The organism is Parachlamydiales bacterium (assembly GCA_041671045.1).
Taxonomy (GTDB): Bacteria; Chlamydiota; Chlamydiia; order Chlamydiales; family JABDDJ01; genus JABDDJ01.
Genome location: JBAZCF010000004.1, coordinates 116,803 through 143,103, shown reverse-complemented (window position 1 = coordinate 143,103; position 26,301 = coordinate 116,803). Strand labels below are relative to the sequence as shown.

The following is a 26,301-nucleotide window of genomic DNA, read 5'->3' as shown; positions in this document are numbered from 1 at the left end:
AAAATTTACTATTTGCAAACAACCCTATTCAAATGTATATTTTAACCAAATTTATATCTATTTAACGTGGTAAAATGGTTTCTAATTCATTGGATTTTACTAGTATCGTTAGGTCAGCTGAAAGCCTTGCAAATCGTCAAGATCTCAACAACCCTTTGCTTTTTGTATCTTTAGATAAGATTTCAGGTTTTAGTTGTACTTTTGATAGCAGTATTCAACTTAAGCATAAAGCGCTCACGGAATACTTATTATTTATTGCAAATAATTTTAAATTATTAATTGCCGGAGCAAACGGCGCATTCCCAAATCCCAAAATTCCTAAATTCCAAAAGCGCTGTATTGTTCTCCTTAAAGCCTCTCACAATGCATGTGAAATTAGTCGTTTTTCAAAAGCATTAAAAATAATTCTAGAGAATAGCCCTCAAATTTGCGATTTCAGCCTCAGTCAAACAGAAAAAATACGCGATTTAGTCAATTGCTTTGAAAAAGGTCTTTTGGACCGCATCAAGTTAATCTGTATTCGCTCACATCTAAAAGAGAGATATGTCGGAAAACCCGCAGACTCTGAGGGGGAGACTATTACAAAAGAAATAATCTCCGGCCTTGCCAATCCCGTTCTCATGAGGCTGGATGTTCTGCTCAATAAACAATGCTGCACTAAGGAAGGTTCCGAGAAATACCAAAAATTCGAAATGCTCATTAAAAAAGCCATTAAGGAAAACATACCCGGCCAAAAAAGGCCCCTATCCATTTCCAATACTGTAGTCGTAGTTACACATGGAAATTATGGTTTACCTCTAAATGACAAATGGGGCAGACCTGAAAATAATCCTCAGAATAAAACGGTCAAAACCCAGCTAAACGAACTCAAAATCCTTCCCTCAACCCCTCTTTTAGAAGATGAAAAGGAAATTGAAGCCTTCAAAATTCAGATGAGGATTCAAAGAAAGCTGGAGGACCTCCATGGATTTTTTAGAGAAGAACTCCTAGAACAATTCAGCACAAGGAATCTTGATAAGAGCTATGACCAAGATTATTGGGCAGTCAACAATCTTTTCCAAGAGATTACAACAGATTTGATCTATCAATTAGAAACACAAAACGCATCTGATGACCCAAACGCAGCGCCTCAGATCGCAGTAGCTGAAGAACTAAAAAGACTATTTTCCTATGGTCTTTTTAGAAAATTTGAAAGAGAGGAAGAATCAAACGGCCCCTCCCTCCCCACAGGTGAACTTACTGAACCCTATGTAAAAAAAGAGATTGAACTTTTGATGGTAGAACTTTTGAATTTGGATTCAAAACACGACAATAACATCGTCGACATCATTGTATACTATTTTGAAAACGATTAATACACCCAACTTACGTCCTAAAGCGCGCTTGATCGCAGCCGAACTTGACAAGGAAAAAACCTTAGCTTCGTCACCGATTGCGTCATCTCCATCGTTTCTGAAAACTGCAACTCGATTTAGGACAAGTTGGGTTTATAAGTGATTGCGACCTAAAATTTAGGTTGCAAACGACGTGTCTTGCGTTTATGATGGCGCCAAATTCAGGTGACTTACGCGCATGCACCATTTTTTATTCTTACTCCTATGCTTATTTTTTAATGTATTGTCAGCTGATTCTATGGTGATTGAATTGGCTACAGATGATCCACGCACCCCTGTGTACCTAGCTTCTTTTTCACATGACTACAAAAATTTCCAAGCCGACTATGTCAGACAGCTAGAGCATATCCTTTGCTATGATCTATCCCATAACGGCTCTTCCGTCTGCTCTGTGGGCAATAAGCAGTTCGATACCCTGATAACGCAAAAACGCTATCAAGATAAGTCTTTCGCTAATAATGGTATCATGTGCTGTATCCAGGCCTCTATAGCGGATAAAAAGCTATCCATTATCCTAGCCAGCACTAACGACAATTGGACAAAAGCCCTTGAAGGAGTTTCTCTTAAGGGTAATATCGATGAAGACCGGCGCCAAATCCACCTCATCGCGGATGCAATCCATAACTCGCTCTTTGACTCCCCCGGCATCGCCTCTACCAAGCTGCTTTACACCCTGCGCTCTCCTGCCGATAAGCCAAATACGTGGAACTCTGAAGTTTGGGAATGCGATTACGACGGTGCCAATGCCCGTCAAATCACCTTAGACGCCGGATACTGCATCTCTCCCACCTACGTCCCTCCCAAAGAAGGCAAGACTAGCAGTGCTTTTCTCTATGTATCCTATGCCAATGGACAACCTAAACTTTTTCTAGCTCCTCTTAAAGACTTTAAACCACAACGCCTCAGCCTTCTCCGCGGCAACCAGCTCATGCCTGCAGTGTCGCGGCAGCGTAATAAAATTGCCTTCATCAGCGATGCTACGGGCAACCCTGACCTTTTCATCCAAGACTTTTCCACCGAAAAAGGCCCTATAGATAAGCCTTATCAAGCGTTCAGCTCCCACAAGGCAACTCAAGGCTCCCCAGCTTTCAGTCCGGACGGTCGTAAAGTGGCCTTCGTTTCCAATAAAGACGGCAATCCCCGCATCTATATTCTCGATATCAGCCAAGTGTCCCCCGGCAAACCCGTCAAAAATGTTAAACTTATCTCCCGCACCTCCCGTGAAAACAGCGCTCCTGCATGGTCTCCTGATGGAACCAAAATCGCTTACTGCGCCCTCTCGGACGGTGTACGACAAATCTGGATTTATGAAGTCGACGAGGAGAAGGAAACGCAAATTACCAATGGCAGCATACACAAGGAAAACCCTTCATGGGCACCCAACAGCCGCGCTCTTGTGTACAACTCTAATACGAACGAAGGCGGCGAACTCTTTTTATTAGATTTAGCCATGCCTATTCCCACACAAATACCTGTGGGAAAAGGGCAAAAACGCTTTCCTTCTTGGGAACCGCGTTAACACAATTTTATTAAGCAGCAGAGGGCGCACCCTATGCGGCATATTACCTAAATGAGGTTACAATGTTCACATTCCGTCAATGCATACTCTTTGCCACTCTGGCAGCTTCGGCACTAACAATGACATCCTGCTCTCGTTCCCGCGAACAAGTCTGGGATGACACCTCTTCCTGCTACCGTCACATGACCCGCGGATTCAGCTCACTCTGTGGTGGAGAAAGCTCCCACTCCCGTGCAGTCGGCTCTCGCGACGAATTCTACTGCCCGGAAGATGAGTGCTGCACCTCCTTCCAACTGCAAAGACAACCTGTAGATTATGTCCCTTACGAAGACAATGACTACGGAGATGAACTGGCAATGGGCGACTATATTGCACCTCCACCAAAAGACTCTCCAGGTGATCCAGGCAGCCCAGTGCCAGGTATCAGCGCTTTTAAAGATCCCGCACAGGATAGAGTATTGCGCAACATCTTCAGAAATGTGCTCTTCTCCTACAATAGCAACCTGATTAAAGGGCAAGAGAACCTATCCACGATCCAATCCATCGCCAGCTTCATGAAATCTAGGCCCAACACCTACATTTTCGTTGAAGGACACACCGATGAAAGAGGCGCTGAAGCCTATAACCTAGCTTTAGGCGCACGCCGTGCTAATGCCGTAAGAAATATCCTGATCGAAGACGGTGTCAACCCCGACAATATTTTTACTATTTCCTACGGAGTAGAACGCCCTCTAGTGACAATGCATAACGAACAAGCTTGGTCGCAAAACCGCAGAGCCGAGTTCAAAGTCTATGAGCGCTAGAAAAAACCTTTTCTTACTTTTCTTGATGGGAGGAAGCGTCCTTTGGGGCGCTCCTTCCTTCCCGCAACAGCAGCAATTGCAGCAACAGCAATTCCAGCGGCCCACAGTTCCTGATGCCCGTGATATTGTGGATCTGAAAAGGATGAGCAGCAACCACGAATCAGAGCTGCGAGTACTGGAAGAAAAGCTGGCTAACCAAGAAGATATCATCGATTCTATCCGCAAAGACTTGAAAAACTCCCAAAAGCTACTCCAAGAAGGGATGAAGGAAAAGTCAGGATCGGCAGACCAACGGTTAACTCTGATTGAGAAAAACCTTCAAGTCATTTCCACAGAAGTTGCAGCCTATAAACAACATCTGGAAAAGCAAAATAATGCTCTGATGGCCCTGCACGAAAGGATCGCTAACTACGAATCTTCAATGGCACTGCAGAGCAATAATATTAACCACCTGCAGATAGCCTTACAAACACTCACTGAAGCTTTGCAAGGCCCTCCCATCAGCCCTACTGTGGTAAATAATAACCAAGATCTCAACAGCAATAGCTATCAAGTACAACCGGGTGACAGCTTGGGTAAAATAGCCGTCAAGTTCGGAGTCTCGCTCAAAGCCCTACGTGAAGAAAATAAACTGTCTTCCGATAAAATCATTGCCGGTCAAACCCTCATCATCCCTCCCAAACTCTGATGCAAGACCTTCCGATAGGAATATTCGATTCGGGCGCCGGCGGACTGATCGTCCTGCGGTCTGTCGCCGCTCTCCTCCCCCACGAATCGATAGTGTATTTTGGCGACACCGCACGGCTGCCCTACGGAGATAAAAGCTGTCAAACCATTGAAAAATACAGCAGGCAATGCGTCCAGTTTCTATTAGACCACCCTGTCAAAATGGTCGTGATTGCCTGCAACACAGCCTCATCCTTTACCTCGCAAGAATGGAAAGACTCGCTACCGGTACCTGTTATCGATGTTCTTTATCCTAGCGCTTTCAAAGCCAGCACCCTCACTCAAAATCAATGCATCGGGGTACTTGGAACCCATGCCACTATACGTTCCGGCAGCTACCAAAAAGCATTGCATACACTCCTGCCCCATGCGCACATCCTCCCTGTTGCTTGCCCGTTATTCGTCCCCTTGGTAGAAGAAATGCTGCTGGACCACCCCGCCACTCATTTAATGGTTCAGGAATACTTGAAACCTATTCTCGATGCTGAATGCGATACTGTCATCCTGGGCTGTACACACTACCCACTCCTCAGAAAAGCCATCTCCAAACAACTTCCAAGTCATGTTCATATTGTAGACTCAGCCCAGTGCTGTGCAGAAGCTATCCAACAACAGCTGAAATCTACATCGCTTAAAAGCTCAAAACAGCAGTTTTACGTGACAGACGACCCTGGTCGCTTTAAAAAACTCGCGCAAACATTTCTTCCATCATCGATCCAACTTGAATCCTTAGAATTAATTCATTTAGATAATTAATCTAATATCTTAATGTTTTGAGGATCTCGAAAAACTATCAAACTTAGAGCAATTGAATCTCAATAATAATTGTTTCCCCAACCTGCCTGATATGCTTCGCCACTCTGGCAGAAAGATGAAGGCACATCCTTCCTATGCTGCAACTTTGGCACGTTGTGAAGCCTCCAAAGAGAAGTGGATGAGTAAATATAATATTTCTGAAATTCAAATACACTTCAACAGAACATGCCTAGAAAATAACACACTAATCTCTTGAAGGCCTCTCCATAAAATGCTATAAAACAAACAATCATTTTATTTAATAAAGGGCTTTGTGAGGTTTAAACTATTCTCCTTATACATCATTTCAGCATATTTATTTTTTACTCCTTTAGCTGCGGCGGATTGGTTTGCCTACGCTGCAGATAAATCTAACTTTCAAGTTATCACTTTTGATGTGACCACAGAAACTGCAGGGCTACCTATCTCAGGTGGGCGCAGTGAAGCACTGGCTATCACCCCCGACGCCGCTACACTCTATGTCATTAACCAAAATGTTGTTTCCACTGTAACCGTGGTGAATCTCGCAACACAAACGGTTATAAATACTATTTCTCTCAATGAGGGTGGAGTTCTTCAAACCCCTTTTAGTATTGCTATCACACCGGATGGGACGACAGCATATATTACGGCGGTCGATGATTCGAGTGTTTATACAATTCTAAAATTAGATCTAGCGAGCAGTACATACACGGTAATTCCCATTTCTACCAATATTCAGTCCAATTCTGTGGCTATATCGCCTGACGGTTCTACAATCTATCTTACACAGACATCCTCTATTCTAAGTATGACTACCGCAGGGAATGTATTTGGACTTCCTATTAACGTGCCTGGCAGATCGACACGTATTGCATTGGCGCCAAGCGGGCAATTGGCCTACGTCACAGACATGATAAATAATAAGGTCTATGAAATAAATTTACTGACCCAAACCGTTTCTCAGACGATTCCTATCACCCCCAATGCACAGCCTACTAATATTGCAGTTTCTGCCAATGGATTGTGGGCATATATAGCAAATGAGAATGTGAATTACGGAACAGCCCTCAATTTGTCAAGCTATGCAACCGTGGACATACCGTTTGACACCGTTCCAGGAAATTATACTCAGCAGGGTGTTGCGATTTCTCCAGATAGTCAAAAAGCCGTTTTCACTCATGCCAACAGCAATACTTTTACAACTGTAGCCGTAGGCACAACCAACATAACTCAAACGAGCGTCACCGGATTTCAGGCTTTTGTAGCGATAACCCCTGATCAAGCCCCTATCGCTTCTTTTGTAGCAGCACCGGCTCAAGCTTTATCTCCAACAACTTTTATATCTACATCCACAACGAATGTAGGGACAATTGCAAGTTACGTTTGGGACTTTGGTGACGGCACTATCATCACAACAACTTCCAATCCGGTTCAACATACCTATTTAGGTGGCGGATCCTACACGGTCACTCTTACTGTGACAAATTCAGGTGGGACTTCTACAACACAAACCTTTACAGGCCAATCTGTAAGCAATAATGGGGGCCCTAGCGCTACAGTCACCCAAAATATTCAAATACCTGATGCGCCTGTCTCGCCTATCCCTCTTCCTCCTGGGCTCTTTCTGGGCAACGTCATCAAAAATAAGTTTTTGAACCGCACGAAATATGTGCTTGAGGTAACGTGGAATCCCAGCCCTTCAGGGGATGTTCTTTTCTATCAGATCACTCTGAATGGACAAATAGTGGCGGTCATTCCTTCTAGTTCTCCACTCGTTTATGAGATCCTACTCCGTTCAAAAAAAGATGCCTCGCATTATAAAATTTTTGCTATAAATGCTGCTAATCTAGTGAGTACACCAGTTTCCATAAGGATTATTAATGAATAAGACCACTACTAAGCTTCTATTTCTTCTTTCATTTTGGATGGGGTCCTTCCCATTATCCGCTGAAACACAAAACAGTATTGAATTTCGTACAGCCGCATTTTGGCATAGCTCAGGACGATTTAGAGAAATTTATGGAACAGTCGGCCCCTCTTTCCAAGTGGAAGCTTCCACCTCTGTTTACAATTGCTTTCAGGGATGGGTTAATTTTGATTGGTTCAGCAAGCATGGCCATTCAATAGGGTTGAATGATCCTACTAGAATTTCCATTGCTAATACGAGTTTAGGAATCAAACTTCCTTACGTATTATCGGAACAATTAAGTGTTTATTTAGGGCTAGGGGCTAGTTTTGCGCGGGTAGAATTAAAAAACCATCTTTTTAACCAATCCGAAAAAGTCTCTAGACTTGTTTATGGTGGGGTATTGAAATCAGGCTTCTATTATTATTTTACCGACAACCTATTTCTAGATACTTTCTTTGATTATTTATACCAACCAAATAACTACCAAACACATGTTGATCTAGGTGGGTTTAAAACAGGCTTAGGAATAGGAATGCACTTCTAGTGCAATTAGTACCAATTGATGCTCTCAGCTTCAAGAAAAGGATACTTTTTTGAAAGCATTGTGTGGATTTGGTGCATGGATGGACGGCGGTTCTGATCCGGCAGGAGCATTCTCCAAATCAGGTGTTGTAAAAACTTACGGCGAGAGGGCTCTTTATAAGGCATATTTTTACCCGTCATGTTTAAATAAATCTCAATAATTTCATCTTTTCCACTGGCTGTCCCTTGTTTTATTCTCGCTGCAAATTCAGCTTGGACCGGAGGTAGTTTGCCCCCGTTTATACGCATATAAAAAGTCTCCCCTAACATATATACATCTAGTTTTGAAGTAATTAAAGCATTTGCTCTTTGAATTTCACTTCTCTTTTTGCTTAACTTACATTTATATCGCTTCAAAGCATTTTTTCTGACCAATGCTTTTTTCAGTTTGTCTAAGTTAGCTTCCAATTCTTTAAGCTCTAATATTTTGATGCGAATTTTCGTAGCTTCGGGGGGAAGGAATAATACGGGACCGCCCAGAGGTTGGTTGATACCCTCTTTAGTGATAAACCTTGAAGATCCAAAATCGATGACTTTGAGTTCCATCAAGTTATATTTGTGTGACTTAGTATACATAATATTGTCAGGTTTAATATCACCATGAAGGACTTTCTCATTGTGCATTTGTGCGAAGATACCACTTAAAATATAAAGCTCAAACAAAACTCTTCTTTCATATAATTCTCCGGTTAATTTGATCTCTCTTTCCAAAGTTCCTTTATTACAAAGAGTTGTCATTAATATAACGTAAGAATCGTTTGTAAATATCTTTTTTGCTGTTACACATCCTTTAACTTTTTTGAGAATATCCTGAAAAGCAAGTTCATTTTCTAATTCTTTCTTAGAGATCTGACTTTTATCTAGAATTAAAATTGCTTTTTGCTGATAGGTGCGCAGGTGGGTGGCTTGGTACATTTTTTTGTGTTTACCAACCCCATGTAGACGTAAAATGTAGGTCTGATGTTTCAACCTTTTCTTTTTGTCATAGGAATATTCTACGAAGGCTTTCAATATATCGGAACTCTCTGAAGGCAGGATTTCAAAGTTTAAAGCTTTATCTTTGGGGATAAAGGGTTCATTTTCCAGCTTAACAGCAAATTGCGCCATTTCAAGGGCATCGTCCGATGTGTTTGAACTGTAAAGGAGTTGCAGTCTATAAAGCTTCTCCATCACAGGTTTAGGTATTGAAGCAATGGAGGAGTCTGAAAGGGAGCGACTAGCCGCCTGCACCCGTTCATAAAACAAATTCATCTCTTGGATGGAATGGGCCGGCTTGACGGCAGCTGTGTCACTGATTTCTATGGAGTCTTCATGTACATAGTTTTCGATATAGGATGAAGTTGAATCTGAGGAAGAATAAAGACTTAAAAATGAATTACCTAACGCATCTGCCATACTTTTCCTTATTGTGATAAAAAACTTATCTATATTCAAATTTTTCAGAGACGTTATAAACACCTCTTTATTTTAATTAGCAAATCTTCTTATAAGTGTAGTTTTTAAATGCTTAGAATAAGGGAATTATGTTTACGGGAATCGTTCGTGCTTTGTGTCCAATCCATGATATAAAGGATATGGTCAATAATAAACAAATAGCGATTTCACTTCCCCTAAGCCTTTCCCAGGGATTAAAGTTAGGCGCGAGCATTGCCGTTGATGGAGTGTGCCTTACAGTAGTTACAATAGAAGAAACAACAGTAACATTTGATGTCATTCCTGAAACTTTAAAACGCACTACCCTGGGCAAATTACAACCGCATATTTTGGTCAATATTGAAAGATCTGCCACTATCGGAGATGAAATAGGAGGTCACTTATTGTCCGGGCATGTTTGGGGCATAGTGACCATCAAAGAAAAAAGGGATTTCCCCGACTATTCGATTTTAACCTGCGCTTGCCCTGCAGAATGGACTAAATATCTTCTTCCTAAAGGCTACGTAGCGCTAGACGGCGTGAGCTTAACCTTGGTCGATGTCGTTCGAAATGGCATGTTTACGGTACATTTGATTCCTGAAACATTACAGAGAACAACTTTAGGTAAAAAGAAGGCGGGTGATAGCATTAATCTTGAATTAGACTCGCAAACACAGACTATCGTCGATACCATTGAAAGGCTTTACGGCCAAGAAATCCTGCCAAGACTGAAAGCATAAGAAGCGCATAGAACCCCCAGGCGATGGCCCCTTTTGGATTTACGGTATTCCAGTCCTGCAAGACAAGGCGATTATCTCTCTCGGCTAAAAGACCTTCCACTTCTATCACTTGAAAAGTTGTGAATTGTTTAGCATTTTCTTGTAAGACGATTTGTTTAGCTGCTTTTGGGCCCTTTCCTACACAGCAAGAGCGTAAGTTGGGTTCATCTGAAAGTATCCACTCCCCCTGTTCTGTCGCATAAGGAAATCCCCTAACAGCGACTTTTTGTCCACTGTATATCTCCGTTAATTCTTTGGGGGGAGTATGCTCAATTTCAGAGAAACTCAATACGGTAGAAGTTAAAAGAACGATGATGAACATAGAGAAATATCCAATGAATATTATAAAGTTAACTTTACAAGGTGTTTTATACTATGCAGCATTATCTATTTACATCAGAATCTGTTTCATCCGGTCATCCCGATAAAATTGCGGATCAGATTTCTGACGCCATCCTGGACAGTTGTTTAGAACATGATCCCCACTCGCGTGTAGCGTGTGAAACCCTAGTTAGCAGCGGGTTGGTTGTCTTGGCAGGGGAAATTACAACACATGCAAATATCGACTACCGTGCTGTCGTCAGAGAAACCATTAAAAAAATCGGATACAACAATCCCGAATGGGGGTTTGATTACCACTCCTGCGGAATATTGACAACGATTAACAAACAATCTCCCGAAATAGCAGCCGGAGTTTCTAAGGGCCATAAAAAACTCGGCGCAGGCGACCAAGGGCTGATGTTCGGATTTGCCTGCAATGAGACGCCTGAGCTGATGCCCTTGCCCATAATGTTAGCACACAGCATCATCCGTCAGCTACGTTTGGAAAGACAAAGCGGAAATATCCCCTATTTAAGGCCGGATGCTAAAGCCCAAGTTACTGTGCAATATACCCCCGATCACAAGCCAAAACGTATCCATGCCATCGTAATATCTACCCAGCATAATCCGGATGTCACTCAAGAACAAATCAAGAAAGATATGCAGGCCATGGCAGCAAAAATCATCCCTTCGCATCTTTTGGATGATCAAACGACTTTTTTTATTAATCCTTCCGGAAGCTTCATTCAGGGCGGGCCCGCATCGGACTGCGGTCTGACCGGTCGCAAAATTATTGTAGACACCTACGGCGGCCGAGGCAGGCATGGCGGAGGGGCTTTCTCGGGTAAGGATCCTACTAAAGTAGACCGCTCCGGAGGCTATGCTGCCCGGTATGTAGCAAAGAATATTGTTGCTGCCGGTTTAGCAGATACGTGTGAAGTGCAAATTTCCTACGCGATAGGGCGTGTTGAACCGGTTTCCATCCGCGTGGAAACATTCGGGACGAGCAAAGTAAATGAATGTGAACTAGAAGATGTGGTACATAAGCTCTTTGACTTGACTCCGGGCGGCATTATTGAAACTTTGCAGATGCTTCGCCCCATCTACTTTAAGACGGCATCCGAAGGTCATTTTGGAAGGACAGATCCGGAATTCACTTGGGAGCGTACCGATAAAGTACCGCAGCTTAAAGCGGCTTTTCCAAAAAGCCTATCGTAAAATAGGAGTCCGGCGACAAGTCGCCGGCTCTATGAATCAGGATTATGTTGACTTAGCAAGTACTTGGTTGATCTCTTCCCAACGGACAATCAAGCTTTCCAGCTCTTTTTCAATAGCCTCTTTCCGCCCTTTCAACTTATTCTGCTCATCAAAAGAGGCTTTTACATAGTACTCAGGATCAAAAAGCTTACTATCAATCTCCTTAAGCTCAATTTCCAAGCTGCTGCATTTATCTTCGACCTCTTTGAGGTCTTTCTCAAGGTGAGCTTTCTTGCGTTTATCTTCACGCGGAAGAGGATCCGAAGCTTTAGTTGTTTGTTGTTTTGCTGTAGGCCGTTTAACATTGCGGTCTAGGAGGTCCAGATCTCTTTTAGCAATATATTCTTCATAGGTGCAGAGATAATTCGCAATGCCTTCCGGTTGGATTTCAATGATTCTATCAGCAAATGTCGACACGAAATAACGGTTGTGGCTGACGAGCAGAACTGTGCCGTCATAGTCATTAAGACAGTTCAATAACTCTTCCATCGACTCCATATCCAGGTGGTTTGTCGGTTCGTCAAAGATTAAGACATTCGGCTTTTTGATCATCATTTGCGCTAAGATGAGGCGGGCCATCTCTCCCCCACTGAGGGTATTGATGGGCTGATGCACTTCATCCCCTTCAATAAGCACGCGTCCTAATAGACCACGGACTTGTTGTTCGCTCACTTTATAGTCTATGGAACAGAGCCACTCCAAGGGGGTTTTATCCTGGTCTAAAGCTTTACGTGGATCCTGGGGAAAATAGGCAACATTAGCATTATGGCCCCATTCAAATGATCCTGAGGTCAACTCTATATTACCTGTAATGATTTCTAAGAAAGTGGTTTTACCTATTCCGTTAGCTCCTAGGAAAGCAACTTTCTCGCCTCTTTCAATTTCCAAGGTCACATTATTTAGAACGTGGTTTTCGCCGTAGTTTTTGCTTAGAGTGTCGACGCGTAATACTCGCGCTCCCGATGCTTTGTCCACTTTAAACCCAAGTCTTGGTGAACGTCTTGAGGAAGGAGCTACTTCAAGTTCTGCCATTTGATCATTTAATTTTTCAACAAGATGCATTTTAGATTTAGCTTGGGTAGCTTTGGATGCCTTGGCGCCTAATTTTTCGACAAATTCCATCAATTGGTCGCGCCTTTTCTCCTGGTTGACCATTTGTTTTTCCATCAGCAAATGCATCTCGCTTTTCGCTTGGACAAAGGCGTCGTAGTTTCCTTTAAAGTGGCGTACAGTATTGTGGTCAGTGTCTAGTATATCTGTACAAACGTTATTTAAGAACATTCTATCATGCGAAATAACCAAGAGGGTCCCTCTATAGTTGCGTAGAAACTCTTCCAACCAGCGGATAGTAAATAGGTCAAGGTGGTTGGTAGGTTCGTCCAATAACAAGAAATCACAATCTGAAAACAAAAGGCGTGCCAAGAGAACGCGGAGTTTATAGCCCCCGGAGAAAAGCCGCATAGGCTGGAAATGTTTTTCTGCCGGAATGCCTAATCCTTCTAAGAGTTTTGCCGCGTCGCTTTCGGCAACGTATCCATCATGGGCCGCAATGATAGATTCCAGTTTCTCTAAACGATGGCACGTTGCTTCATCAAATTCTTCTACTGTATCAAAGAGGTGCTGCCTTTGCTGCATTGCTTCCCAGAGCTGTTCTTTTCCACGTAAAACAACGTTGAGAAGTGGTTCTTCGTCGAAAAGATATTGGTCTTGCTTCATCGTTCCAATGGTAACGCCTGAAGGGGTGGCAATATCTCCTTTATCTGGGACTAGGTTTCCTGATAGAATTTCCAACAAAGTGGACTTTCCGCAGCCATTAGCTCCTACAAGACCATACCGTCTACCCGGGTTAAGCTGAAGATCTACATTTTCGTAGAGAATTTTAGAACCAAACCGCATGGTCACGCCGGATAGAGATAACACTTTAAACTCCTGTTTTTCAGAATATTGTAACACAAATATGGTAAAATGGTGAACGTATGAAATTGTCCTGGGAAAATGCAGTCTCCACAACGCTCAGACAGCTGCATAAAAATCTTAAACGCACCACAAGTACAATGGATACAACTCGACAAGATCTGCAGCTTGCCGAGGGATGGGAAAATAATTACCACGAGGCTGTGCTGCTACAGTCCAATCTTTACAGCTATAAGAAAGGCGATACTCAGATTTCCGTTGACGATTGGAAGGATGGAACAACGAAAACCCTCGCTATAGAACCACGTATTCCGGTAGAAGAGCAGCTAAAAAAACGATTTAAGGCAGCAAAAAAACTTCAAAAATCCATCCCTCATTTTGAACGGCGTTTAAAGATGCTACAAAGCAAAGCCCTGATCGTGGAAGAAGAAATAGGCCTCCTGGAAAAGATATCTTGTGAAGAAGAATGGGAACAGATCAAACACCGTTTTCCCTCTTTAAGTCCGCAATCCAAGCCGGGACAGAAGAAAATACCGGCTCCCAAGCTACCCTACAAAAAGTATCAGGCGAAGGATGGAACAGAAATTTGGGTAGGCCGCACAGCACGGGATAACGAAACTTTAAGTTTAAAACTAGCACGAGGAAATGACTGGTGGCTTCATACGGCAGATGTCCCCGGTTCACACATTGTGATACGATCAGAAGCCCCTGCACAAGAAACGCTTTATGATGCGATGCAGCTAGCATTACAGCATAGCAGATTAGCAAAGGCAGGCGAGGGGGAAGTTATCTTGACACAGGCCAAATTTGTCTCTCGTGGTCCTGGTGGGCATAGGCCGGGAACAGTTTCCGTATCAAAACATAAAAAGTGCAGGGTGGTTGCAGACCCTGCACAATTAGAAAGGCTAAAGAAATCTATTCTTCTTCCTTAAAGCGGTAGCCGACACCCCTGACGGTCTCGATCCAGTGGAAATTCGGCCCTAATTTTTTTCTAAGCGCTGCGATGTGAACATCGATGTTACGGTCTACAATGAAAGCATCATCATTTTGCACATCATCAAGGAGTTGGTTCCGAGTCAGCACTTTTCCGCGGTTCATAAGTAGACGGCGTAGAATACCAAATTCAGAAAGCGTTAATTGGATAGGCTTTTCTTTCTTTTTAACTAAATATCTGTCGACATCCATTGTAAAGGCGCCGAATTTCACCAGTTTAGGAGCTTTTTCAGGTTCTTTACCTCTACGCAGAACGGCCCTGACCCTTGAGAATAGGACTTTTGGAGAAAAGGGTTTAGCAACATAGTCATCAGCGCCTAATTCGAGCCCTAATACAATGTCTAGCTCTTCACTTTTAGCAGAAATCATAATGACCGGAATGTCTTTTAAATCGGGATGGTTTTTTATTTTACGGCAAACATCTAAACCGCTTTGACCGGGAAGCATAATATCGAGTATGACTAGATCAGGTTTTTCTTTTTCTATAGCTCTATAACCATTCAAACCGTCTACTTCGGCCTGTAATTTGTACCCGGACATTTCCGCTTGAAGTTTGATCAAGGCGGCGATATCTTCTTCATCTTCAATCAATATGATCTTTGGTTTTTGCATAATCGCTGACCTCAAATATAAATAAAAAATTAACAATACTCTTTAATATTATTAAATCATTTCTTAATTAAATTTAAAATAAATCTTTCGAAAATTTTATTATATTCAATAAGATTAAGAGATGAAATTTCCAAAAAGCCTAAGCTTCTTGAGGTTCCGTAATATTCACTGTAAGAGCTTCTTTAGATTCCGGTACACCCACTTTGAGTTCTTCCATATAGAACACAAAAATTCCTAAGGAAACCATTGCATAGGAAGGGTAAAAAAGAAGGGGGATCTGTTCATTTAGAAAAACATAACCGTATAAAGCAGTAAACGCCGGTGTTATAAAACCACTGAACGATATGAAAGTCGCACTGAATCTATTGAATAGATGAGCATAAAGATTGTAACAAAAGAAATTGGAGATAGTCATCAATGCAAAAGAACAAACAAGAAAGGAAGGAATATTTGTTGTAGGGATAGGATTCCAATTTTCTACGAATAGAGAATTTACTGTAGTGATGGCACCGCCTAATAACATGCTTAAGCCATTCGCGGCAAAGGAGCTGACTTTATGATTTTGCGTGCTTTGTTTTAAAAGAATCCAGCCGATGGAGCTCGCCACAACTGCGCCTAATACAGCAAGTTCAGGCCAGGAAAATATCAGAAACGAACGCATCTCTTCTGTATCAGCAGATCCAAAAATAATGGGCGAGAAGCCGACGATCCCGATGATCAGGCCGATCCATTTTTTCTTAGATAACTTCTCACTGAAAAATAAGTAGCTTCCAATTGCCGCAATAAATGGAGTTAAGCTGTAGAAAAAACAAGTTTTGGTAGAAGTCAAATACTTTAGTCCCCAAAACTCCAGTGCGTTAGTCAAATAGATATTGACCACTGCTAGGGCCGCTATGCCTGTCCATTGTAGGCGATTAAGCCGTAGTGAGGATGCTCCTTGGGAATAAGCCGAATATAGGCACATAAATAATCCTGCAATCGTCATACGTGAACCCACGAAGAACAGTGGATCCGAAACTTCTAAAGCTGCTTTTCCGATGGTAAATACGCTGGCGAAACCGGCAAAGAGTAGGACGATTAGATGCATAATTAATTAAATTTTAAAGGTTTGGACAAAACTATAGCAAATTCTAACTATTTATTCCAATTTTCTATGAGTTTTTTCCTTAAAGGAACGGCTCCCTGGGGATCCAACTTATATAGTCGTTCATAAATATTTTGCTGACGCTGAATGATATCGTTTATCTTATCTCCATTAGTACGCAGGTTTTCATCATACAAAGCTTTTAACAAAAGGCTCAGGATCTTAATATTGTCCGGTTGTTTTGCCAGTGCTTTGTCGAGAAGTGCTATCGACTGTTCAGGATTGTTTATTACCAAGTTCAGCTCGCCTAATTTAATATAGTTTTCCACATCATCAGGTCTGTAATGGGCTGCCTGTGCATAGGAATTCAAAGCGTCAAGATAGTTGCTTAACTTCTCTTGTATATCTCCTAATTTTCGCCAAGCCAATCCATTATTGGGGGCGTATTGAACAGCTTTTTCGAGCATTTGGCTGGCTTCCAGCCAATTGGAAGTTTCAGCATAGATCAGGCCTAAATGAAGCAGAGCTTCTGTGTAAGAGGGATCTAATCGAATCGCTTGCTCAAATGCGAATTGCGCTTCTTCTCTGCTTCCTAATAAATAGTAAGCTTGTCCTAAATAGTAATGCAGCTCCGGAATATCGCTATATGATTTTGAGAGGGATAACAAGACCCCTGCAGATTTATTGAGTGCGTATTTATATTCCTTTAATAACTTTCCCCCTTTAAGGAAATTCTCTAAGGCCTCTTCTTGCAGTGCCAAAGCATAAGCTAACTGCGAGGTAGGAGATAGTACATTTTTGTCATATAAGGAGGCATAATGGATAACGAGATTATTATTATAAATATCGTCATCGCCAAACTGTATTTTGAATATTCTATAAGCTTCATTCGTAGGTTCGACCGATCCTACTCTGCGTGCAACCTGCTTAGCTGCGGCAGAGTCCGACATTCCCTCTAAGATAGAATAAAGTGTTTCAAGTATGAGCGGGTTATCTTGCCACGCAGTTGTACGGCTTTGAAAATAACTTAAAGCTGATTCATATTCCCCTACCAGTGACCTTAACTGCAGAAGTGCACCCGCAGCTTTATTGTCCAATGCTTCCGGTTTTGGAATATTCAGTAGAGCTTTTCGGTAAAGGTTATTATTTTGAGTCAAAAAGAGCAGTTTTGCAATGCGCAGCCTTAGATATGTGTCGCTAGGATACTTCTGCAATAACATTTTAGCGTTGTTTTCAAGCTCGGGGACTTCATCTTGATGGAATTGAATTTCCATCAACAAAAGTAGATCCTCTGATGTTGTCTGAGCGGAGGGGATTTTATGGATGACATTTTTAGCCTCTTCAAATTGCCTTAAGGCAAAGAGGACATTTGCATAATGACGCAGCTCATTATCAGGTGGACTTTTATTGGAAACGAGCGAGAAGTAATATTTCCAGGCTTGCTTTGCTTCCAAATAAGCACCTCGTTCTTGCTGTAGATGGGCATAAACAGACCAAAAACGCCCTTGAAATGGCACTTTCTTTTTTGTGTCTATAAAAATAGGCTTAATTTTATCCATGATAGATTGGGCTTCTTCGTATCTGCCAAGATCTATCAATAGATCCGTTTGCTCTAATACTGCTTGCGGTTCGAATTCCTGTATCTGTTTTAGCTGCAATAAGGCCTTCTCGTTGTTTTTAGACACTAACTTATAGTACATCGCTGCAACGAAATTCCTGGAGGGAACGACACTCCTATCGCGCATTAACTCTTTGTAGGCAGGACTGAGCTTGCTTAATTTAGTATGACCTGTCTCAAAAAGTTCTTTTACATAATCTTCAGCTTCATCGTATTGCTTAAGATACATAGCTGAGAGGGCTGCAGTCCCTAATACCCCTTCATATTGCGCTAAGGCTGGAGGAATTAAATGGTATTGGTCTAAAGCTTCGGCATATCTTTGCAGGGAATACAACGCGAGGAATTTCACTGCTTTCATCTCGTCATTCATACGGGCAGATTCCGTTAGCCATCCTAGAGCTTCACTCCCCTCGCCTTTTAACATGACCGAGATGGCCAATCTCTCATAAACCTCTGTAGCAAGTTCGGAAGTGTTCCCTATCTGAGCCAGTAATTTCCTTCCTGTTTGAGGATCACCTGCAGCAAATTCAGCTGCCGCTCTGGCTGCAATATTTTCCGACGTCAAAGGGAGCTTTCTTAGATAGATCAGCGAACGGGAGTACTCGCCCATTTGATAAGAAGACATGCCTGCGAGCCGTAAAGCTGTTTTGGAAGTGGGATCTAATGAGGCTATCCAATCAGCTATTAGAAAAGCTTGCTTGTAGTTTTCCTGTTTATAAAGAAGTTCTGCATCGGCTTCGAGGTTAGCAATTTCTTTAGGATCTTGCAGGATAGATGCTGCTAAGCCAAAGAGTTTCTGCGCTTCCAGGATGCTCCTCAACTTTTCAAATTCGTTATGGGCAACAGTCAGGCTATAAGCAGCCATGACCTGCTTTTCCATAGATCTTTTTAGCTCATCCTGTCTGTTTGAAGGAGAAATAGCCATAGCTAAGCGCATTAAAGCAATAGCATCGACTCCGCCATTTTTTTGTGCCCAAAGGGGCCTTGCAGCTGCCACAAGCTTTTGTGCCAGTTGAAATTTCTGTGCAGGGCTGTTCTCAAGCTTTTCCCAAAAGGTAATAAGCTTTTGGACATTCTCTTCAGAGAATTGGGGCTGTTGGATCATCACAGAAATTTCTTCTACGACAGCCAAAGATAAGCGGCTATCGGAAGATTTGGCATCACTGTTAAATAGACGCGCAAGATAGGTTAGTTTTTCTGCCGAACTAAAATTCCCATTAGTAAAGGCATCTTTCACTAATGCTTCGAATTTTTGGCCTAGCTGCGCTCTAATTTTAGGGTCTGTGATCAAATCGTCTAAGGCGGGAGCAATTAGATCTAATTCTTGCCATTGCTGCTTTGAGATGAGTATATTTACTTGCCCTGTCACATTTTTCGTCAGCATTTCCAATTGTGCGGGAGTTCCCCATTTCTGCATTTCATCGACGAGATACGGCAGGTCTCCGAAATGATTGGAGGCGATGGAAGCAGTGATCTTGTTCAATAGCAGGTCGCTGATGAAAAGGAGATCATAAGAGAACTTTTTTTGGACGTCAGGAATTTTTTCGAGGTAGCTAAAAGCTGTTTTAAGTAATGGCAAAGATTTGTCGGGACTGCTTTGCCGTGCTTCTTGAACATAGGTAAGGGCCATGAGAAAATTTGATTGATCCTCATTTCCTATTTCACGGCGTTCGAGTTGGACACGAACAGTCGAATAATCTCCCGCTAAAATGGAAGCGCGCATAGTAAAGATTTCCAGCCAGTCATTAGGGAATATCTGCTGGAAAGCTGCTTCCATCCAAGGTGATAAGTAATTCAATCTCAATCCCTTCCACTTGACACTGGCTTGTGAATAGTCATTTTCAAGATAGAAAGCCAGCCCCTCAAAAAACTTCAGCCACGGGTCATTAGCAGAGAGGAATTCCTTCAATTTTTGCACCGCAAGGTTGAAGGCTTTCGTATCATTATCGAGGTATTCATTTAAGGCTAAATTGACAAGGATTTCTTTCTTAAGAAGATCATTGGATTGGATTTTGGCCGTAACATCATAAGCTTGTTTCAGCTGGGCCGTCGATAGCTGGAGGTGGCCATTTCCCCGCAAGATATAGGCTTTATCTAACGCATATCTTCCGGCAGGAATCTGCAGCCGCTCTTCACTGAGTAATTTATCTGCATTTTCATAATTACGATCGGAAAATGCGCGGACAGCTTGTTTTTCGGAGGAAGAGAAACAACCTGTTAATAAACAAATAGTTATTAAGTAAAAAAAAGATAGTATTCTTAAATTCATAAAGCTTAAATTGGGATCTCTGTTTTTCATTATATAGGAATGTATCTTTCTTACAAACAAGCGATAAGTTATATTCCAGCTTTCTAGTGAGTGTCATAACTCTAAATGGTTTAAAGGAATAGTCCATGCCTTTCTTGGTTGATTCTGAACAGTTGGAACAGCAGCTTCGCGCCCTTATCGATACTTTCGTACAGAACATTAAAAAAACTGCTGTCCACCATTTTCTATGGCTGAACGGGATGTATGTTCTCACTGCACTGTTGGGTGTAGCCCTCATCGCCTCTCTGACTGTATGGGTTTCCCCTCTTTTCACGGCACTCACTTTAAGCACATTTTTGCTCTCATTTGTCGCAGGATATATTCTACGCAGATATATCCACCTTCACAAGGCAGATGATTATATCTTGCTTGTCGAACAATTCGGGCTGTCCTGCCATCAAGCCTTAGAGAATAAATTTCCTAAAGAAGAGTTTCACGCAACATTGGGCCTAGCCTACGCTATTTTTTCAGACTGCCTACAGGATATTGAATACAATTTCTTTTCGCCAAAATTTCTCCCGAAATCTTTAACCTCGCTAGCGGAAAACATAAGTTGTTTTTTCTTCCAGCACGATCTTTTTCTCGCGCGCGAAGTCCTTCTTCAGGCCTCTTTATCCGAATATCTGCAGCTTGTTAAAACCGATCCTATCAATTTGACTTATCATAGCCAGCTAGCTAACGGCTATGTACTGCTTTCCAGGCTTTATAAAAACCCGCAGGAAGAAAATCAAGAGGAAGAGAGGCGATGGATTGATCGGAGAATCTACACGGAAGAAATCTCTAAAAAATATAGGCGTGCTACGGAAAGAGCTATTGAAGAATTTAAAATTATCAGTAGTTATGCTCCGGACGATCCCTGGGTTTTGGCACAGCTTGCTCTTAGCTACAAGGACTTAAAGCTGCCCTTGGAAGAAATTCATACGTGCGAAGCTCTATTACGCCTTTCCCCTAGCGACAGAGAGACCCTTCATCGATTGGGAACATTATATTTTCAATTGGGAGCAAATGCAAAAGGATTGGAAGTGTACCGGCAACTTTGCCATATTGACTGTGCAATTGCCGCATCATTGATCACATATTATGGTAGTCATTGAGAAATTATAAAAATTTTTATATTCTCATATTGTTTTAACTCAAGACCTAAAAAACGGAAGCATGATGGACTCATCTGATACATCGCCATATAGAAAGCATATCTACAATTATGCCCTGTGGACTCTCTTAGGATTCTTGGTACTCCTCGCAGGAATGTATCTTTTCTTACGGGAAGACCCTGCAAAACCTGCAATAAAGCAATTAGAAGCCATATCGGAAGGCAATGAAAGCAGGGCTTATTTGGACTACACTTCAGAAGACTTCCAAGCTGCAGCCTCACTGAACGCCTTTAAGAACTTTTTAAATCTACATCCTATTTTCCGCAAAAACCCCGATTTAAAGCTGAACATCACGGAAAAGAAAAATAATGAAGTCACCCTGCAAGGTCAGCTCTTAGCTAAAAATGGAGATTCCACTTCATTAGAGTACAAAATCATTAAAGAAAACGGCAAATGGAAGATCGATACCATCACTTTGCTCGATGTGCTGCCACAAACTTCTCAAGTAAACAATGATCTAGAAGAGATTCGCAAACCGGTGGAAAACCAGTTAGCCGCCATCAAACACAAAAATGTCCATAAAGCTTACTATAATCTTGTCTCAGATGAATTTCAAAGGACTACCTCTTTTAAGGATTTTGAACGCTTCGTGGATGAAAACCCCATCCTCACAAACTATACAAAAAAAGAATTCATCAACGAAGATATAGACGGAAATGAAGGGCGCTTAACGCTGAAACTCTATCAAGGCGTCATTGAAACCCCGATAGAATATAGGATGAAGCGTTCTAAGGGTGAATGGAAAATCTGGAGCCTCAAAGTCATCGTCCCCCCCAATAACCAGGCAAGCGAATCCCCCTCCTCCACCCGAGAAATAGCAGATCTGTTTGAGAAAGCGCTTGAGCCGCTAAAAGAAAACAATATTGCTAAAGCCTACTACCAGTCAACCTCCAAGTCCTTTCGCTCATTTACCTCTTTAGAGGACTTCCGTAAACTTATCAGCGACAACCCCTCTATAAAATTCGGACAACCTGAATATTATCAAAGCTTAGTAACGGATGGCATGGCTGTTTTTAAGGTTAATCTTCAAGATGCCACAAATGCAGTGTTGCTTAAGGTGTCGATGCGCAGAGAAAGCGGGGCTTGGAAAATTGACTCCCTTGAAGTTGCCTCCACACCGAATAGGCTTTGGGCGAATAAAGAAAAAACCCTCTCTTCACATGAACTTATCGCTGAAGTAGCTCCAGCAGATTTAGTTCCTAAACCTTTGCCTGTAGCTGTTCCTGCCCCTGCAGCCCCTTCAATAATCACTTCTGAACCTCAAAAGCAAATTCCTACCCCTGAAGATTCGAATAACTCCATTTATTCCGTAGACCAATGGTTTAAATCTCTACGAGTGGGCGACCCGACGATGGCTTACCGCTCCTACACTTCAGAAGGATTCAAAAATGCTAATTCCTATGACACTTTCCTCAACTTCGTTAAAACCTATCCCATATTAGCGACCTCATCACCCAAAATAAATCTTCTTGAAATAAAAAATATCTACGCTACGATCAACGCAGAACTGGCCGCAAATAACTCTACTACAGTAGTTAACTTTCTCTTGATCAAAGAAAATAACCAATGGAAGATCTTAGCCATCGACATCAATGTTCCAAAAATTTTAACAATGCCTTCCAAAGTTGATTCACAAGCTCCAAAACAAGAAAAACCGGCTGCGCCTTCCACACCTTCAACTTCCCCTACAGCTACAGCAAACCCTTCTACAGCTAACCCAGTAGTACCTCCTCTATCGGACAAGCCTAAACGCCTACCTCGCTCGGAATATGAACCTGCAGACCTTCTCCCTCCCGTACAGCAACTCTTAGGAAGTGTGCGCCACAGCGACTATTCTGCAGCATACCAATACTACACCACGAAAAGCTTCCAAAAGGTGACACCCTACGATCAGTTCCGCAAAGTCATGCAGCGTCTGCCTGCTGTCAGCCAGGGAACAGCTTCTTTTTCTAAACCTACCTTTAACGGGGATAACGGTTTGGTCTCGGCAAAGTTCTCTAGCCCTTATGGAACTGCTATCATGGACTTTACCCTCATCTATGAAGATGGACAATGGAAGATCCAGGGCTTAAATATTTCAGGCACAACAAATCCTTCAGACTCCCCTACCGGGATTCCCATTACGGCAAAACCCAATCCACTTCCACCTGAAAACTTAAACCCTTCCTCCATAGAATACCCTATCCAACTGCAGCTCTATTTGATCACTACGGGTGAAGTTAACCGCTCATATTTTGATCTGACTTCAAAATCATTCCAGAAGTTGACCAATCTTCAAGAATACAATGACTTCATCAACAGCTATCCGGTTTTTGTAAGCAATTCCAACTATTCCATTCAGACAAGGGAAAGCGGCGCAGAAAGCGGCTCATTTATTGTCACCTTGTCATCTAAACAAGGCGAGCAAGCGACTGCTATCTACGATTTGGTTAAGGAGAACAATCAATGGAAAATCCTAAACATTCAAATTCAGGATTATACTGCCCCGCCTAAAGGTCTCGCTAAAAATACTGTGAAAGACAAACAATCACAGCCCATACGCTTGGCTCCGATTCCAGATAATTCATCTAATAAACCTACTGTAATTACAAGCACATCCCAGCTTAGCTTCTCAAATGGTGCTTTCGGCAACAGCGTCAACGATGACGGATTAATCCAACAGTCGACTCTGCTTCTCCCTAAAAACAGTAAGAATATCTACTTCAACCTATTCGTGGAAAATGCTGCTAAAGGCGATCTCGTTACTCTCAATTTCAAGCATCTCAAAAGCGGCACTACTATCCCTGAAATCCGATCGAACATCCGCCATGATGGCACCAGCACCCTCTCCTTCATTTTTGCATCTCCAACTGATGGCTGGCCCGATGGCATCTATGAAGTAACAGCAAATGCAGACAACGGCGCGACAAAAACGTATACATTCAGGATTCAATGATGGTTGGAAAGTTCTTGGTTTTTCTTTTTCTCAGCCTTTCTCTTTCACTTCAAGGACAAGCGTTTTCAAGCAGCCGCAACTTCACTACGATAAGTGTCTTAGAAACAGCTACAACCCATCTTAAAACGCTGCAAAAAGGGGATATATTGACGGCATACCGTAAAATGACCAGCCAAGAATTTAAAGCCAATACTTCACTTATTAAATTCATTGAAATGGTTAAGTCCTTGCCGGAATTTACAACTTTTGAAGGCATATGCCTCCAAGCCATATCCTTTGAAACGTGCGCTGCAGTTTGGGAAGGGACATTGCATGATAAGTATGGACTACCCACTTTAAGTGTCCACTATTCTATTATCATTGAAGATGGACATTGGGTCATACAGACTATGAAGGCAGCCCCCTATGCTCAGCAAAAGACTCTTGTAGCTGAACCCATGGAACAATCTAAAAAGCAATGCCGCAGGCCCTATGTGAGAAATAGCTAACCCTTGGGGGAGTTTGGAATGACAATATGCGTTCATCCAATTTCGCAACAATTTTTGTTCTTCTATTCAGTCTAATATCGTATGCTGACAGCTCAATGGAATCATATCCTGTTTTAAGTTTTTCACAGGTGGCTTTATTTAATAAGGCAATCAATACCAGCTGTTGACTAAAGCCCTCTTCAATTTTTTTTAAAGTCATGCTGAATTGAAATATCTTTATCAGCGTCAGCTTTCTGTAACTAAGATCCTCTGCATCTTCTATATCGTTGGAGAAATAAAAAACCCTACAAGTGAGGTAGCGTGCACCCGTGTATTGTGCAATACGCATTTTTTAATCCCTAAAAATTTATTAGTTGGTATTTATAGATTGTTAGACAACGAAAATCAAGATCCATAAAACTCAAAACAATAATACTATAAATTACACTCTGTTATTACACGTTAAATTGACAATTAACATATTTAATACTATACTATTATTAACTTATAAATAATTTGGTTAAATAATGTATAATTTGTTCATTATTCTTATAATACTTTTTTCGCATTCTCTATTTGCAAATTCACTCTCATCGCCCTATGATGCAAATAAAGAAGTCATCATGGATAACATTGTTCCCCATTTATCTAAAATGGCTAAATATCCGGTATTGAAATACCCTAATAGTGATTTTCATTCTCTAAAAGAGCTCTATCCAAAGGATAAAATCCTTATTTTTGGTTATGGCAGCCTAATAAACTCTCAATCTGCTAGCCGCAGCGTCAGCGCAGAAGCACTAGAATCAATGCGGCCGGTAGTTACATTCGGTATGAAAAGGATTTTTAATTATAAGGCCCGTCAAACTGCCCATTGGGGAGCTGATCAAAATGAGAAAGAAAAGGCCATGCTGAACATTACACCTACCCCTACAATCAACTCGATGATAAATGGCGTGGTGATGGAAGTCACGGCAGAAGATCTAGCAAAACTGGTTGATAGAGAAAAAGGGTACGATCTCGTCCCCCTCATCGTCATTTCATGGGAAGACTTTGTCTCAGGCAATCCCGAACCTAAAACTGAAATCGCCTATAGCTTTATCGCACCTACAGAATTAAGACAAAACATTCTCTATACCAGCACAAGTTTCTATCCTGTAAGAGGATATCTTCATGCCGTTAGAGAGGGAGCGCAAACTTTAAGCGACGAATTCCTAGACTTCTTAAATGAAACGACATACATGGCGGATGGTACCACACTCGTCAAAGACTGGGATGAGGAAACCTTTACCGACCTTCTATGTGATAAGAAATACTAGAAATTTAGGAATTTCCAGCTTCGAAAAGATGCTTTAATCCTAGCGTAAACCCCGCTGCTATAAAAATAATAGGCGCTTTAATGAAAAAGGCAAGCAGTACGCCAATGACGACGATGCTTTTTTCTAAGCCCCATTGAGCCATGTATCTATTATAGTTCAAGAAAAGATCTAAAAGCTCTTTTCCGAAAAAAATCGCCGCTACAATTCCAATCAAAGCCTCGCCTAATACAGGGAAAATGAATAGGAAAAGGATTCCCAATACTAGCAGCACATAGGCTGACATTTCTCGTGTATGTGTTTTTGCATAAGCTGCAAAGCTGTCTATATTACTCTGGTCAGTAATTTTCTTAAATTTTTCACCTAGTGTAGGCTTCTCTTTTTCAGGTGACTGGTTAGGATCGTTAGAGGTCATTATAAGCA

22 protein-coding genes are annotated in these 26,301 nt (G+C 41.9%); 14 read left to right on the top strand and 8 right to left on the bottom strand.

Going from position 1 to position 26,301, the window contains the following annotated elements; all coding sequences use genetic code 11:
• The first annotated feature begins 74 nt into the window (after window positions 1–74).
• The 7 genes from WC222_06705 (at window position 75) to WC222_06675 (ending at window position 7,672) form a co-directional block, all read left to right on the top strand.
• Window positions 75–1,355: a hypothetical protein gene (locus tag WC222_06705; GenBank protein MFA6916068.1), complete on the top strand. Its 1,281-nt coding sequence runs from the start codon at window positions 75–77 to the stop codon at window positions 1,353–1,355.
• Between the two features lie 217 nt (window positions 1,356–1,572).
• Entirely contained in the window at window positions 1,573–2,913 is a 1,341-nt protein-coding gene (tolB, locus tag WC222_06700) for a Tol-Pal system protein TolB (protein MFA6916067.1), read from the top strand.
• A 62-nt stretch (window positions 2,914–2,975) separates the two neighbouring features.
• Entirely contained in the window at window positions 2,976–3,716 is a 741-nt protein-coding gene (locus tag WC222_06695) for an OmpA family protein (GenBank protein ID MFA6916066.1), read from the top strand.
• Window positions 3,706–4,404, top strand: a complete 699-nt coding sequence (locus WC222_06690; protein MFA6916065.1) for a LysM peptidoglycan-binding domain-containing protein — start codon at window positions 3,706–3,708, stop codon at window positions 4,402–4,404. Before WC222_06695 ends, WC222_06690 begins: the two co-directional genes overlap by 11 nt.
• Window positions 4,404–5,198 carry a glutamate racemase gene (gene murI / locus WC222_06685; GenBank protein ID MFA6916064.1) on the top strand — a complete coding sequence of 265 codons (795 nt, stop codon included), beginning with the start codon at window positions 4,404–4,406 and terminating at the stop codon, window positions 5,196–5,198. Before WC222_06690 ends, murI begins: the two co-directional genes overlap by 1 nt.
• A gap of 313 nt (window positions 5,199–5,511) precedes the next feature.
• Window positions 5,512–7,107 carry a PKD domain-containing protein gene (locus tag WC222_06680; protein ID MFA6916063.1) on the top strand — a complete coding sequence of 532 codons (1,596 nt, stop codon included), beginning with the start codon at window positions 5,512–5,514 and terminating at the stop codon, window positions 7,105–7,107.
• A complete protein-coding gene (locus WC222_06675; GenBank protein ID MFA6916062.1) occupies window positions 7,100–7,672 on the top strand; it encodes a hypothetical protein in 573 nt (190 codons plus the stop codon). The genes WC222_06680 and WC222_06675 overlap by 8 nt, the downstream gene beginning before the upstream one ends.
• A gap of 5 nt (window positions 7,673–7,677) precedes the next feature.
• On the opposite strand, the gene WC222_06670 is transcribed toward WC222_06675, so the two are convergent.
• Window positions 7,678–9,105 carry a protein kinase gene (locus WC222_06670; protein ID MFA6916061.1) on the bottom strand — a complete coding sequence of 476 codons (1,428 nt, stop codon included), beginning with the start codon at window positions 9,103–9,105 and terminating at the stop codon, window positions 7,678–7,680.
• Window positions 9,106–9,233: 128 nt separating this feature from the next.
• Between WC222_06670 and WC222_06665 the strand changes: the two genes are divergently transcribed.
• Window positions 9,234–9,863 (top strand): riboflavin synthase subunit alpha, encoded by a 630-nt coding sequence (locus WC222_06665; protein ID MFA6916060.1) that lies wholly within the window; start codon window positions 9,234–9,236, stop codon window positions 9,861–9,863.
• On the opposite strand, the gene WC222_06660 is transcribed toward WC222_06665, so the two are convergent.
• The gene (locus WC222_06660) at window positions 9,802–10,224 is read right to left on the bottom strand and encodes a hypothetical protein (protein MFA6916059.1); all 423 of its coding nucleotides are present in this window, start codon (window positions 10,222–10,224) and stop codon (window positions 9,802–9,804) included. The two genes, WC222_06665 and WC222_06660, sit on opposite strands and share 62 nt — an antisense overlap.
• Window positions 10,225–10,277: 53 nt before the next feature.
• Between WC222_06660 and metK the strand changes: the two genes are divergently transcribed.
• Entirely contained in the window at window positions 10,278–11,441 is a 1,164-nt protein-coding gene (metK, locus tag WC222_06655) for a methionine adenosyltransferase (protein MFA6916058.1), read from the top strand.
• Window positions 11,442–11,483: 42 nt separating this feature from the next.
• Here the strand turns inward: metK and WC222_06650 are convergent, their stop codons facing one another.
• Window positions 11,484–13,400: an ABC-F family ATP-binding cassette domain-containing protein gene (locus WC222_06650; GenBank protein ID MFA6916057.1), complete on the bottom strand. Its 1,917-nt coding sequence runs from the start codon at window positions 13,398–13,400 to the stop codon at window positions 11,484–11,486.
• Window positions 13,401–13,456: 56 nt separating this feature from the next.
• On the opposite strand from WC222_06650, the gene WC222_06645 reads away from it, so the two are divergent.
• Entirely contained in the window at window positions 13,457–14,326 is an 870-nt protein-coding gene (locus tag WC222_06645; protein ID MFA6916056.1) for an NFACT family protein, read from the top strand.
• On the opposite strand, the gene WC222_06640 is transcribed toward WC222_06645, so the two are convergent.
• The 3 genes from WC222_06640 to WC222_06630 form a co-directional block, all read right to left on the bottom strand.
• Entirely contained in the window at window positions 14,310–14,999 is a 690-nt protein-coding gene (locus tag WC222_06640) for a response regulator transcription factor (protein MFA6916055.1), read from the bottom strand. The two genes, WC222_06645 and WC222_06640, sit on opposite strands and share 17 nt — an antisense overlap.
• A gap of 139 nt (window positions 15,000–15,138) precedes the next feature.
• Window positions 15,139–16,086 carry a DMT family transporter gene (locus WC222_06635; protein ID MFA6916054.1) on the bottom strand — a complete coding sequence of 316 codons (948 nt, stop codon included), beginning with the start codon at window positions 16,084–16,086 and terminating at the stop codon, window positions 15,139–15,141.
• 47 nt (window positions 16,087–16,133) lie between these two features.
• Window positions 16,134–19,970, bottom strand: a complete 3,837-nt coding sequence (locus WC222_06630; GenBank protein MFA6916053.1) for a DUF1347 family protein — start codon at window positions 19,968–19,970, stop codon at window positions 16,134–16,136.
• Between the two features lie 125 nt (window positions 19,971–20,095).
• Between WC222_06630 and WC222_06625 the strand changes: the two genes are divergently transcribed.
• The 3 genes from WC222_06625 to WC222_06615 all read left to right on the top strand — a co-directional run bounded on the left by WC222_06625 (window position 20,096) and on the right by WC222_06615 (window position 24,586).
• The gene (locus WC222_06625; protein ID MFA6916052.1) at window positions 20,096–21,103 is read left to right on the top strand and encodes a hypothetical protein; all 1,008 of its coding nucleotides are present in this window, start codon (window positions 20,096–20,098) and stop codon (window positions 21,101–21,103) included.
• A 61-nt stretch (window positions 21,104–21,164) separates the two neighbouring features.
• A complete protein-coding gene (locus tag WC222_06620; GenBank protein MFA6916051.1) occupies window positions 21,165–24,098 on the top strand; it encodes a DUF4864 domain-containing protein in 2,934 nt (977 codons plus the stop codon).
• Window positions 24,095–24,586, top strand: a complete 492-nt coding sequence (locus WC222_06615; GenBank protein MFA6916050.1) for a hypothetical protein — start codon at window positions 24,095–24,097, stop codon at window positions 24,584–24,586. Before WC222_06620 ends, WC222_06615 begins: the two co-directional genes overlap by 4 nt.
• Here WC222_06615 and WC222_06610 read toward each other — a convergent pair.
• Window positions 24,546–24,914, bottom strand: coding sequence for a hypothetical protein (locus WC222_06610; GenBank protein MFA6916049.1), 369 nt, complete (start codon window positions 24,912–24,914; stop codon window positions 24,546–24,548). The two genes, WC222_06615 and WC222_06610, sit on opposite strands and share 41 nt — an antisense overlap.
• Before the next feature lie 274 nt (window positions 24,915–25,188).
• Here WC222_06610 and WC222_06605 point away from each other — a divergent pair, with 274 nt between their 5' ends.
• Window positions 25,189–25,881 carry a gamma-glutamylcyclotransferase family protein gene (locus tag WC222_06605; protein ID MFA6916048.1) on the top strand — a complete coding sequence of 231 codons (693 nt, stop codon included), beginning with the start codon at window positions 25,189–25,191 and terminating at the stop codon, window positions 25,879–25,881.
• A 4-nt stretch (window positions 25,882–25,885) separates the two neighbouring features.
• Here the strand turns inward: WC222_06605 and WC222_06600 are convergent, their stop codons facing one another.
• On the bottom strand, window positions 25,886–26,293 hold the full coding sequence (locus tag WC222_06600; GenBank protein ID MFA6916047.1) for a hypothetical protein: 408 nt from the start codon (window positions 26,291–26,293) through the stop codon (window positions 25,886–25,888).
• Window positions 26,294–26,301: the final 8 nt, after the last annotated feature.